11 protein-coding genes are annotated in these 11,204 nt (G+C 67.4%); 6 read left to right on the top strand and 5 right to left on the bottom strand.

Annotated features, from left to right (window positions below; genetic code table 11):
• The first annotated feature begins 112 nt into the window (after positions 1–112).
• A complete protein-coding gene (locus tag ACZYRS_RS09635) occupies positions 113–649 on the top strand; it encodes an NIF family HAD-type phosphatase (protein WP_463422473.1) in 537 nt (178 codons plus the stop codon).
• Between the two features lie 30 nt (positions 650–679).
• A complete protein-coding gene (locus ACZYRS_RS09630; protein ID WP_463419046.1) occupies positions 680–1,396 on the top strand; it encodes an MgtC/SapB family protein in 717 nt (238 codons plus the stop codon).
• Here the strand turns inward: ACZYRS_RS09630 and ACZYRS_RS09625 are convergent, their stop codons facing one another.
• The 4 genes from ACZYRS_RS09625 to xdhC form a co-directional block, all read right to left on the bottom strand.
• The gene (locus ACZYRS_RS09625) at positions 1,397–2,839 is read right to left on the bottom strand and encodes an NAD-dependent succinate-semialdehyde dehydrogenase (protein ID WP_198786821.1); all 1,443 of its coding nucleotides are present in this window, start codon (positions 2,837–2,839) and stop codon (positions 1,397–1,399) included.
• A gap of 183 nt (positions 2,840–3,022) precedes the next feature.
• A complete protein-coding gene (locus tag ACZYRS_RS09620) occupies positions 3,023–4,363 on the bottom strand; it encodes a glycerate kinase type-2 family protein (RefSeq protein WP_463419045.1) in 1,341 nt (446 codons plus the stop codon).
• Positions 4,364–4,438: 75 nt separating this feature from the next.
• The gene (locus ACZYRS_RS09615; protein WP_463419044.1) at positions 4,439–5,644 is read right to left on the bottom strand and encodes a urate hydroxylase PuuD; all 1,206 of its coding nucleotides are present in this window, start codon (positions 5,642–5,644) and stop codon (positions 4,439–4,441) included.
• 291 nt (positions 5,645–5,935) lie between these two features.
• Entirely contained in the window at positions 5,936–6,742 is an 807-nt protein-coding gene (gene xdhC / locus ACZYRS_RS09610) for a xanthine dehydrogenase accessory protein XdhC (RefSeq protein WP_463419043.1), read from the bottom strand.
• A gap of 53 nt (positions 6,743–6,795) precedes the next feature.
• Here xdhC and ACZYRS_RS09605 point away from each other — a divergent pair, with 53 nt between their 5' ends.
• A complete protein-coding gene (locus tag ACZYRS_RS09605; RefSeq protein ID WP_463419042.1) occupies positions 6,796–7,293 on the top strand; it encodes a hypothetical protein in 498 nt (165 codons plus the stop codon).
• Between the two features lie 2 nt (positions 7,294–7,295).
• Here ACZYRS_RS09605 and uraH read toward each other — a convergent pair whose 3' ends face one another.
• On the bottom strand, positions 7,296–7,646 hold the full coding sequence (uraH, locus tag ACZYRS_RS09600; protein WP_463419041.1) for a hydroxyisourate hydrolase: 351 nt from the start codon (positions 7,644–7,646) through the stop codon (positions 7,296–7,298).
• Positions 7,647–7,760: 114 nt separating this feature from the next.
• Here uraH and ACZYRS_RS09595 point away from each other — a divergent pair, with 114 nt between their 5' ends.
• The 3 genes from ACZYRS_RS09595 to uraD are packed head-to-tail and all read left to right on the top strand — an operon-like array spanning position 7,761 to position 11,193.
• A complete protein-coding gene (locus tag ACZYRS_RS09595) occupies positions 7,761–8,426 on the top strand; it encodes a GntR family transcriptional regulator (protein ID WP_233101840.1) in 666 nt (221 codons plus the stop codon).
• Between the two features lie 8 nt (positions 8,427–8,434).
• A complete protein-coding gene (puuE, locus tag ACZYRS_RS09590; protein ID WP_463419040.1) occupies positions 8,435–9,412 on the top strand; it encodes an allantoinase PuuE in 978 nt (325 codons plus the stop codon).
• Positions 9,413–9,414: 2 nt separating this feature from the next.
• On the top strand, positions 9,415–11,193 hold the full coding sequence (gene uraD, locus ACZYRS_RS09585) for a 2-oxo-4-hydroxy-4-carboxy-5-ureidoimidazoline decarboxylase (RefSeq protein ID WP_463419039.1): 1,779 nt from the start codon (positions 9,415–9,417) through the stop codon (positions 11,191–11,193).
• Positions 11,194–11,204 lie beyond the last annotated feature (11 nt).

The following is an 11,204-nucleotide window of genomic DNA, read 5'->3' as shown; positions in this document are numbered from 1 at the left end:
ACACGCGCATTGCCTTCATGCAACGCCCCCATCCATCGACCTCAAATATGCTTGAGCTCCCGATGGGAGGCCTTCTGACATGCATGTGACACCCAAGCCCCGCAAACTCTTGGTGCTGGACCTCGATGAAACGCTGATCCACGCCACCGAAGGCACGCTTGCGCACGACGAGGATTTCCGCGTAGGGCCGTATCGCGTTCATCTGCGACCGCACCTCGCCGACTTCCTGAGCAGCGTGCTCGCGCAGTTCAAGGTGGGCGTCTGGACTGCATCAGGCGAAAGCTACGCGTCGCAGGTTGTCGAACGCATCTTTCCGAACGGCGGCCTGGAGTTCGTATGGTCCAGCGCGCGCTGCACGACGGCACGAGACTTCACGACGGGTGGCTATCAGACGATCAAGAACCTGCAGAAATTGAAGTCCAGGGGCTATCCGCTCGAATCGATCATCGCGGTCGACGACACGCCCGCGAAGTACGCGAGGAGCTACGGCAATCTCGTCACGGTGCGCGAGTTCCTGGGCGACCGGTCCGACGCCGAACTGCCATTGCTGGCGGCTTACCTCGCGCATCTCGCGGAGGCGCCGAACGTCCGGACGGTCGAGAAAAGGGCGTGGCGCGAACACGCCAAGCGCATGCAATCCCCGGACTGAACGCACGCGCTCTCCATTGAAAAACATCCGATGCAAGCCATTCAAAACTTCAACCTGCCCTCGCTGCTCGACACCTTCGTGAGCGTGGCGATCGCCTTCACCCTCGGCTCGCTGATCGGCCTGGAGCGCCAGATACGCCAGCGCGCCGCGGGCCTGCGCACCAACACGCTCGTGGCGGTGGGTGCGGCGGTGTTCGTGGACATGGCGAACCGCCTGCACGGCCACGACGGCGCCGTGCACGTGGCGGCTTATGTGGTCTCGGGCATCGGCTTCCTGGGGGCGGGCGCGATCATGAAGGAAGGCACCAACATCACGGGCCTGAACACGGCGGCCACGCTGTGGGGGTCGGCGGCGGTGGGCGCCTGCGCGGGCGCGGACCTGATCGGCGAGGCGATGATTGCGGCGCTGTTCGTGCTGGCCAGCAACACGCTGCTGCTGCCGGTGGTCAACCGGATCAACCGTCGCCCGATCAAGGAAGAGTCGAGCGAGGCGACCTACACGGTGCGGGTGATCTGCTCTCGCGCGGCGCGGCCCGAGGTGATGGACCAGCTGCTGCTCCTGCTCGAAGCGGCGAACTACCCGGTGCGCGATGTCGACCAGCACGCCTTCGGGCCGGCCGACACGGAGATCGAAGCGACGCTGTACGCCACCGCGGTCGAGCCGCTGGAGCTCGACCAGGTGATTGCAGAACTCGAAGCGCTGAGCGGCGTCCAGCAAGCCTTCTGGAACGCCAGCGCAGACGATTGATCAGACGCCCATGATCGAGACGGCCTTGGTGTTCAGGTACGCCTCGAGCGCCTCGGGGCCGCCTTCCGAACCGTAGCCCGAATCCTTCACGCCGCCGAACGGCATTTCGGGCGACGGGGTGGCCGGCTGGTTGATCCACAGCATGCCCAGCTCGAGCTTCTGGCTCAGCAGATGGGCGTTCTTGATCGACTTGGTGAAGGCGTAGCCGGCCAGGCCGAAAGGCAGGCGGTTGGCTTCGGCGATGGCTTCGTCGAGCGTGTCGAAACCGCGGATCGCGGCGATGGGGCCGAAGGGCTCGTTGTTGAACACGTCGGCGTCCAGCGGCACGTCGGTCAGCACGGTGGGGGCGAAGAAGTTGCCCGAGTCGCCGATGCGTTCGCCGCCGGCGGCCACGGTGGCGCCCTTCTTGCGCGCGTCTTCCAGCACGTAGGCCATCGCGGTGAGGCGGCGTGCGTTGGCCAGCGGGCCGATGGTGGTGCCTTCGGCGAGGCCGTCGCCCAGCTTCAGGCCTTCGGTGTACTTGACCAGCGTGCGGGCGAACTCTTCGCGCAGGCTGTTGTGCACCAGGAAGCGGGTCGGCGAGATGCAGACCTGGCCCGCATTGCGGAACTTGGCGGCGCCGGCGGCCTTGACGGCCAGGGCGACGTCGGCGTCTTCGGCCACGATCACCGGGGCGTGGCCGCCCAGTTCCATCGTGACGCGCTTCATGTGCGAGCCGGCCAGCGCGGCCAGTTGCTTGCCGACCGGGGTCGAGCCGGTGAAGGTGACCTTGCGGATGATCGGGTGGGCGATCAGGTAGTTCGAGATTTCAGCGGGGTTGCCGAACACGAGACCCACGGTGCCGGGCGGGATGCCGGCATCGACGAAGGCCTGCAACAGCGCGGCGGGCGAGGCCGGGGTTTCTTCAGGGGCCTTCACCAGGAACGAGCAGCCGGTGGCCAGCGCTGCGCCAAGCTTGCGCACGATCTGGTTGATCGGGAAGTTCCACGGCGTGAAGGCGGCGACGGGGCCCAGGGGCTCCTTCAGCACGAGCTGTTGTGCGGCCAGGTTGCGCGAAGGAACGATGCGGCCGTAGACGCGGCGGCCTTCGTCGGCGAACCATTCGATGATGTCGGCGGCGGCCAGCGTCTCGCCCTTGGCTTCGGCGAGCGGCTTGCCTTGCTCCTGCGTGAGCAGCTTGGCGATGTCGCCGGCGCGTTCGCGGATGAGGCCCGCGGCGCGGCGCATGACGGCGGCGCGTTCGTTGGCGGGCGTGTTGCGCCACTTGTCGAAGCCACGCTGGGCGGCGGCCAGGGCGCGGTCCAGGTCGGCGATGCTGGCATGCGCCACCTTGCCGATGACCTTGCCGGTGGCGGGGTTCACGACGTCCAGCGTCTTGCCGCCGGTGGCGTCGACCCATTCGTTGTCGATCAGGAGGCGGGTGTCGGTGTAGGTGGCGGTCATGGCGAACTTTTCCTTCGGGGACGGATGATGAAAAGGGGAAATCTGGGGTGCGCGGTGCGGCACCTTGGGAGGGTGCGCATGCAACAGCGGCGGCAAATCGCCGCCGGGTGCATAGATTAACCCGACTTCGCCCAACCCCGCCGGGGCCCGGAAATCGCCCTTCCCGCCCCTTTTTTCGTCCCGTTACAGGATCAGGAGCGCGCGGAAATCGTTGACGTTGGTGTTCGTCGGCCCCGTCACGAACAGGTCGCCGATGGCGTCGAAGTAGCCGTACGCGTCGTTGCGGTCGAGGTGGTCCGACAGCTTCTTGCCCGCGGCCGCGGCGCGCGCCAGCGTGTCGGGCACGACGAAGGCGCCGGCGTTGTCTTCCACGCCGTCGATGCCGTCGGTGTCCGCCGCCAGCGCCCACACCTGCGGCTGGCCCATGAGCGCACCGGCCAGGCCCATGCAGAACTCGCCCGCCCGGCCGCCCCGGCCCTTGGCCTGGCCCGGCTGGCGCGGGCGGATGGTGACCGTGGTCTCGCCGCCCGAAAGAATGACGCAGGGCCGTGCGAACGGCTCGCCGCGGTGCGCCACGGCGCGGGCCAGCGCGGCATGCACCTTGCCGACTTCGCGCGATTCGCCTTCGATTTCGTCGCTGAGGATGTGCGCCTCGATGCCCGCCTCGCGCGCCGCCCTGGCCGCCGCTTCGAGCGACTGCTGGGGCGTGGCGATCATGTGCGTTTCGTGGCCGGCGAAGGCCTTGTCGTCGGGCTTGGGTGTCTCGAGCTCGCCGCTTTCGAGCTGGGCGCGCACGGGCGCGGGCACTTCGATGCCGTAGCGGTCGAGGATGGCCAGCGCATCGGCGCAGGTGGTCGCATCGGGCACCGTGGGGCCGCTCGCGATGACGGCCGCGTCGTCGCCCGGCACGTCGCTGATGGTGAGCGTCACCACGCGCGCCGGCGCGCACGCTGCCGCGAGCCGGCCGCCCTTGATGCGCGAGAGGTGCTTGCGCACGCAGTTCATCTCGCCGATGCCGGCGCCGCTGTCGAGCAGTTGCTTGTTGATGCGCTGCTTGTCGGCCAGCGTGAGGCCTTCGGCCGGCAGCACCAGGAGCGACGAGCCGCCACCCGAGATCAGGCACAGCACGAGGTCATCGGCCGTGAGGCCTTGCGTGAGCGCGAGGATGCGCTCGGCCGCCTGCTGTCCCGCCGCGTCGGGCACGGGGTGCGCGGCCTCGACGATCTCGATGCGCTGCGGCACGCCTTCGGGGCGCGGCGGAATGTGGTCGTAGCGGGTGACGACGAGTCCCGAGAGCGGCGCGTCGACCGGCCACAGGGCTTCGAGCGCCTGCACCATCGAGCCGCCCGCCTTGCCGGCGCCGAGCACCAGCGTGCGGCCTTTCGGGGGCTTGGGCAGATGGGCGCCCAGCGTGGACAGCGGCAACGCCCGGTCCACCGCCACGCGGTACAGGTGTTCGAGGAAGGCGCGGGGGGCTTCGCGCGGATCGGGCGCGGGCCCGAAGGACGGGGTCGATGCGGTCATGGCTTGCGTTGTCTCCATCCGGCAATTGTGCGGGGAGCGGTGGCCCGCTCTCTTGACCGCGGTCTAGTTTGCGAGCTAGTTGGTCTTTGCGCCGCCCTGGAACCAGCGGCTGATCAATGCGCGCTCTTCGTCGGTGATGCCGGTCGCGTTGTTCATCGGCATGATCTTGGTGACCACCACCTGCTGGTAGATCGCCTGCGCATGCGCGGTGACCTGTTCAGGCGAATCGACGCGCACGTTCTTCATCTGCACGGCCGCGCCGTGGCACATGAAGCAGCGCTGCTCCAGCACCTTCTGCACGTCGGCGTATGCAACAGCGGGCGCCGCTGCGGCAGCCACCGGGGCGGCGGCCGGCTCGGGCTTCATCCACACGATCGTGAGGCCCAGCACCACGATGCCGACCAGCGCATACGGCAGCGGGTTGCCCGCGTTGCCCAGCTTGAAGCGGTGCCGCACCACGAAGAACTGCCGGATGGCCGCGCCGCCCAGCATGATGAGCAGCAGAACGATCCAGTTGTACTTGTGCGTGTAGGTGAAGCTGTAGTGGTTGCTCAGCATCGCGAACAGCACCGGCAGCGTGAAGTAGGTGTTGTGCACGCTGCGCTGCTTGCCGCGCTGGCCGTGCACCGGGTCCACGGGCCTGCCCTCGCGCAGCGCCGCCACGTTCTTGCGCTGGCCGGGGATGATCCAGAAGAACACGTTGCCGCTCATCGTGGTGGCCATCATGGCGCCCACCAGCAAAAAGGCCGCGCGGCCCGCGAACCACTGGCAGGCCAGCCAGGTCGCGAAGACGATGAAGATCGCGATCAGCACGCCCACGATGGTGTCGCCGTTCTTGCGGCGCCCGAAGATCTGGCAGATGCCGTCGTAGACCATCCAGAACACCACGAAGAAAGCCAGCGCCACGGCGATGGCGGCGCCGGGCTGCCAGTCCATCTTCGACTTGTCGATGAGGTAGGTGCTCGCGTTCCACAGGTACGACATGGTGAAGAGCGTGAACCCGGTGATCCAGGTGGAGTAGCTCTCCCAGTACGACCAGTGCAGGTGGTCCGGCAGCTTCTTGGGCGCCAGCGCGTACTTCTGCATGTTGTAGAAACCGCCGCCGTGCACGGCCCACTGCTCGCCGCCCACGCCCTTGTCGAGCGATTCGGGGTCCTGCGGTTTTTCGAGGCTGTTGTCCAGCATCACGAAGTAGAAGGAGGCGCCGATCCAGGCGATGGCGGTGATGACGTGGACCCAGCGCAGCAGCAGGTTGGCCCAGTCGAGGTAATAGCTTTCCATGTGCTCTCTCGCAACCCTCTAGACGCGTGGGGCGTCCAAGAGGGATTTCAGCCTGCTCACCACTGCGGGCGCTGTAAGCAGAGAAAGTGCCGCGAACGCAGGCTCCATGAAATGGGCCTCGCTCCGCTGCGGCTTGTTGTGGACTGAAAGTGTATACAGTTTTGGCAAAGGACGGGGTGCTTTTTTATGCGAAACCGATGACGGCCGTTCGGGCTGAGCTTGTCGAAGCCGTGCGCGGCGCTTCGACAGGCTCAGCGTGAACGGCTCTGTCATTCCCGAACGTCCCGGACATCAGCCCAACGATTGCAACAACTGTGCCGCCACCGCGACCGCGATCACCTCGGGCTCCTTGCCGGTGATACCGGGCACGCCGATCGGGCAGGTGATGCGCGCCAGCTCGTCGGCCGTGAAGCCGCGCGCTTCGAGCCGGTGGCTGAAGGTGGCCCACTTGGTCTTGCTGCCGATGAGGCCGATGTAGGGCAGGTCGTTGCGCGTGCGCAGGCGCTTGAGGCACGCGATGACGATGTCCAGGTCTTCGGCGTGGCTGAAGCTCATGATCAGCACGCGGCTTCCGGGCGCGAGCGCGGCGACGGCGTCCTGCACGGGCTCGGAATGCTCGGTGTCGATCTGCGCGGGGAGCTCATCGGGAAAGACGCCGTCGCGGCTGTCGATCCAGCGCACCGAGAACGGCAGCGCGGCGAGCAGCCGCGCGAGCGCGGCGCCCACATGGCCGCCGCCGAAGAGCGCAACGGGCTTGAGCTTGGCGACGAGCTCGCGCTGCAATGCGGGCGCATCGGCCGCGGTGATGCGCTGGTACGACAGGTACATCACGCCGCCGCAGCACTGCCCCAGGCTGGGGCCCAGCGGGTAGCGCTGGACGCCGTCGATGGCGCGCTTTCCGGCGAGCAGGTCGCGCGCTTCCTGCGTGGCCTGGAACTCGAGCTGCCCGCCGCCGATGGTGGCCGTGAGCGCATCGGCCCACACCGCCATCCACGTGCCCGCCTCGCGCGGCGCCGAGCCCTGCGTGGACTCGACGCGCACCAGCACCGCGTCTTCGCTGCGAAGACGGGCCAGCAATTGATCGACCGCACCGCTCATGCCCGATACCTTCGGTTGCCGGGTCCGCGAAGACTCACGGTATAAACCCGGCGATGAATGTCCAGCTTACGCCGCGCCGCCTTGCCCTGGCGGCATCCGTTCTTTCGTGCGCCCTCTGGCTCGCCGGCTGCGGCAGCCCAGGGGCCGTTCCCGGCCAGTTGAGCGGTGCGAAGGCCGGCACTTCCGGCGCGGTGCCGCGCGCATCGAACGCGGCCACCGCGCGCGACTACCGGCGCGATGCCGCGCGCCACGTGTACGACCTCAACCGCTCGCGCATCTACAGCGGGCAGATGCCGCCCATGCTCTACGCGGTCGGCACGCTGCAGGTGAACCTGGACACCGGCGGCAAGGTGGTCTCGATGCACTGGCTGCGCGCGCCGCAGCATGCGCCCGAGGTCATCGCCGAGATCGAACGCGCCGTGCTGCAGGCCGCACCCTTCCCGGCCGCCACGCGCCTGGGCGCAGTGACGTGGACCGACACCTGGCTCTGGGACAAGAGCGGTCGATTCCAGCTCGACACGCTCACCGAAGGTCAGCAACAAGGCGACTGACCTCAGGAGCCGCGGTACGTGGAGTAGCTCCACGGGCTCACCAGCAGCGGCACGTGGTAGTGCTGGTCGGTGTGCGCCACGCCGAAATCCAGCGACACCCTGTTCAGGAAATTGGGCTCGGGCAGCTTCACGCCGCGCGCCTTGAAATAGCCCGCCACGTCGAACACCAGGCGGTAGGTGCCGACCTTGATGGAATTGTTGTCGTAGAGCGGACCGTCGCTGCGGCCGTCCGAATTCAGCGTGAAGCGCTTCACCAGCGTGGCGGCATCGCCGTCGGTGGTGTACAGCGCCACTTCCATGCCGGCCGCGGGGCCGCCGTGCATCGTGTCCAGTACGTGAGTGCTCAAGCCCATGGGGCGCTCCTTCAAAGATCGAGAAAGATCGAGCGATGGGCTCGAATCGGGTGCGGGAAATTCCGGTGGACAAAAGTGTATACAGTTACCGGCTTTGGGTCTATCATGAAAAACATGGAGTCCTCCACCACCCGTTCGATCGTCGATGCCCTCACGAAGGCCATCGTCGAGCACCGCCTGCAGCCCGGCACCAAGCTCGCCGAGCAGAAGCTGGCCGATCATTTCGGCGTCTCGCGCACGCTGGTGCGGCAGGCCCTCTTCCAGCTCTCGCAGAACAAGCTCATTCGCCTGGAACCCGCGCGCGGCGCCTTCGTCGCTGCCCCGGCGGTGGACGAGGCCAAGCAGGTGTTCGCGGTGCGCCGCATGCTCGAGGCGGAGATGACGCGCGAGTTCGTGCGAACCGTCACGCCCGCCAAGATCAAGGCGCTGAAGGAACACGTCGCGCTCGAGAAATCCGCCGTGTCCGGCGAAGACATCTCGGGCCGCACCGAGCTGCTGGGCGACTTCCACGTGCGCATGGCCGAGCTCATGGGCAACACGGTGCTGGCGCAGATCCTGGGCGAACTCATCTCGCGCTGCGCCCTCATCACGCTCATGTACCAGAGCACCAGCGCCGCCGAGCACTCCAACGACGAGCACGCGGACATCGTGAAGGCGCTGGCCGCGCGCGACGAAGAACGCGCCGTGCGCCTCATGACCGAACACCTGGAACACGTCGAGGCGAACCTTACCTTCGACCGCAAGGTTCCCACCAACGACATCTCCCTCGCGCTGTCCTGATCCACACCATGACCGTCTACGACACCACCCTGCCCTACCCGCGCGACCTCGTCGGCTATGGCCGCAACCCGCCGCATGCCCAGTGGCCGGGCGGCGCGCGCATCGCGGTGCAGTTCGTCCTCAACTACGAGGAAGGCGGCGAGAACGCCACGCTGCACGGCGACGCGGGCTCCGAGCAGTTCCTCTCGGAGATGTTCAATCCGGCCAGCTACCCGGACCGCCACATCAGCATGGAAGGCATCTACGAGTACGGCTCGCGCGCGGGCGTCTGGCGCATCCTTCGCGAGTTCGAGAAGCGCGGCCTGCCGCTCACCGTGTTCGGCGTGGGCATGGCGCTTCAGCGCTACCCCGAGCTCACCGCCGCCTTCAAGGAACTGGGCCACGAGATCGCCTGCCACGGCTGGCGCTGGATCCATTACCAGAACCTGGATGAAGCCACCGAGCGCGAGCACATGCGCCTGGGCATGGAAGCCATCGAAAAGCTCACCGGCGAGCGCGCGCTCGGCTGGTACACCGGCCGCGACAGCCCGCGCACCCGGCGCCTGGTGGCCGACTACGGCGGCTTCGAGTACGACAGCGATTACTACGGCGACGACCTCCCGTTCTGGATGAAGGTGCAGAAGACCGACGGCAGCGTGGTGCCGCAGCTCATCGTGCCCTACACGCTCGACGTGAACGACATGCGCTTCGCGCTGCCGCAGGGCTACTCGCACGCCGACCCCTTCTTCCAGTACATGAAGGACACCTTCGACGCGCTCTACGCCGAGGGCGACGCGAGCGGCGACAACAGCCCCAAGATGATGAGCATCGGCATGCACTGCCGCCTGCTCGGGCGGCCCGGCCGCATCACCGCGCTGCAGCGCTTTCTGGACCACATCGCGCAGCACGACCGCGTGTGGGTCTGCCGGCGCGTGGACATCGCGCGGCACTGGAAGCAGGCGCATCCCTTCACATCCGGCGCCGCATCGGCCGTCACAGGAAGCTGACCATGAGCCTCACCCTCTCCCAACTCAACGCCGCCGTGCCGGCCGAAGCCGTCGCGCTGCTCGACGGCATCTACGAACACTCGCCGTGGATCGCGCAGCGCGCGCTCGCCGCGCGCCCGTTCCGCTCGCTCGCGCACCTGAAGCACGCCCTGGTGCAGGCGCTGGCCGCATCGTCGAACGAAGAGAAGATCGGCCTCGTCCGCGCCCACCCCGAGCTCGCAGGCAAGGCCATGGTGAGCAAGACGCTCACGGCCGAATCGACCAACGAGCAGAGCAAGGCGGGCTTGACCGACTGCACGCCCGAGGAGTTCGCGAAGATCCAGAAGCTCAACGCCGACTACAACGCGAAGTTCGGCTTTCCGTTCATCCTCGCGGTGCGCGGCCCGCGCGGCACAGGCCTCGCAAAGCGCGAGATCATCGACACCTTCGAGCGGCGTCTCTTCAACCATCCTGAATTCGAACTCGGCGAAGCGCTGCGCAACATCCACCGCATCGCCGAGATCCGCCTGAACGACAAGTTCGCCGCCGACGTCTCGCTCGGCAACGACGTGTGGGACTGGCAGGAACAGCTCTCGGCACACACCGACGCGGGCTATGCCGAGAAGGGCCAGCTCACCGTCACCTACCTCACCGATGCGCACCGCGCCTGCGCCGCGCAGATCAGCGCGTTGATGCGCGACGTGGGCTTCGACTCGGTGCACATCGACGCCGTGGGCAACGTCGTCGGCCGCTACGAAGGTGCGACGCCCGATGCCAAGACCCTGCTCACCGGCTCGCATTACGACACCGTGCGCAACGGCGGCAAGTACGACGGGCGCCTGGGCATCTTCGTGCCGATCGCCTGCGTGCGCGAACTCGCGCGGCAAGGCAAGCGCCTGCCCTTCGCCTTCGAGGTGGTCGGCTTCGCGGAAGAAGAAGGCCAGCGCTACAAGGCCACCTTCCTCGGCTCGGGCGCGCTCATCGGCCATTTCGACCAGCGCTGGCTCGACCAGAAGGACGCCGACGGCATCACCATGCGCGAGGCCATGCAGCACGCGGGCCTGAAGCAAGAAGACATTCCGAAGATCCAGCGCGATCCGGCGCGTTACCTCGGCTTCGTCGAGGTGCACATCGAGCAGGGCCCGGTGCTCACCGAGCTCGACCTGCCCTTGGGCATCGTCACCGCCATCAACGGCGGCGTGCGCTTCGTGGGCGAAGTGATCGGCACGGCCAGCCACGCCGGCACCACGCCGATGGACCGCCGCCGCGACGCCGCCGCCGCGGTGGCCGAACTCATCCTCTACACCGAGCAGCGCGCCGCGAAAGACGGCGACTCGGTCGGCACCGTCGGCATGCTCGAAGTGCCCAGCGGCTCCATCAACGTGGTGCCGGGACGCTGCAAGTTCAGCCTGGACATGCGCGCCCCGAACAACGCGCAGCGCGATGCGCTCACCAACGACGTGCTGGCCGAACTCAAGGCCATCTGCGAGCGCCGCGGCGTGCGCCTGGAGATCGAGGAAAGCATGCGCGCCTCGGCCGCGCCGAGCGCGCCCGACTGGCAGCAGCGCTGGGAGAAGGCGGTCGATGCGCTGGGCATTCCGCTTTTCCGCATGCCAAGCGGCGCGGGCCACGACGCGATGAAGCTGCACGAGGTGATGCCGCAGGCCATGCTCTTCGTGCGCGGCATCAACTCGGGCATCAGCCACAACCCGCTCGAATCGAGCACCAACGACGACATCCAGCTCGCGGTGCAGGCCTTCCAGAACCTGCTGGCCGACCTCGCCGCTGAACAAGCTCATTGACTTTCAAAAGA

The organism is Variovorax sp. AC194 (assembly GCF_979257995.1).
Note: the sequence above shows the minus strand (reverse complement) of the source record. Positions and strands in the feature narration are given on the sequence as shown.

What these genes read in the sequence shown, in the direction of transcription:
- ACZYRS_RS09630 (WP_463419046.1), top strand. Translation starts at nt 680, where the DNA reads ATGCAAGCCATTCAAAACTTCAACCTGCCCTCGCTGCTCGACACCTTC.
- ACZYRS_RS09625 (WP_198786821.1), bottom strand. Translation starts at nt 2,839, where the DNA reads ATGACCGCCACCTACACCGACACCCGCCTCCTGATCGACAACGAATGG.
- ACZYRS_RS09620 (WP_463419045.1), bottom strand. Translation starts at nt 4,363, where the DNA reads ATGACCGCATCGACCCCGTCCTTCGGGCCCGCGCCCGATCCGCGCGAA.
- ACZYRS_RS09615 (WP_463419044.1), bottom strand. Translation starts at nt 5,644, where the DNA reads ATGGAAAGCTATTACCTCGACTGGGCCAACCTGCTGCTGCGCTGGGTC.
- xdhC (WP_463419043.1), bottom strand. Translation starts at nt 6,742, where the DNA reads ATGAGCGGTGCGGTCGATCAATTGCTGGCCCGTCTTCGCAGCGAAGAC.
- ACZYRS_RS09605 (WP_463419042.1), top strand. Translation starts at nt 6,796, where the DNA reads ATGAATGTCCAGCTTACGCCGCGCCGCCTTGCCCTGGCGGCATCCGTT.
- uraH (WP_463419041.1), bottom strand. Translation starts at nt 7,646, where the DNA reads ATGGGCTTGAGCACTCACGTACTGGACACGATGCACGGCGGCCCCGCG.
- ACZYRS_RS09595 (WP_233101840.1), top strand. Translation starts at nt 7,761, where the DNA reads ATGGAGTCCTCCACCACCCGTTCGATCGTCGATGCCCTCACGAAGGCC.
- puuE (WP_463419040.1), top strand. Translation starts at nt 8,435, where the DNA reads ATGACCGTCTACGACACCACCCTGCCCTACCCGCGCGACCTCGTCGGC.
- uraD (WP_463419039.1), top strand. Translation starts at nt 9,415, where the DNA reads ATGAGCCTCACCCTCTCCCAACTCAACGCCGCCGTGCCGGCCGAAGCC.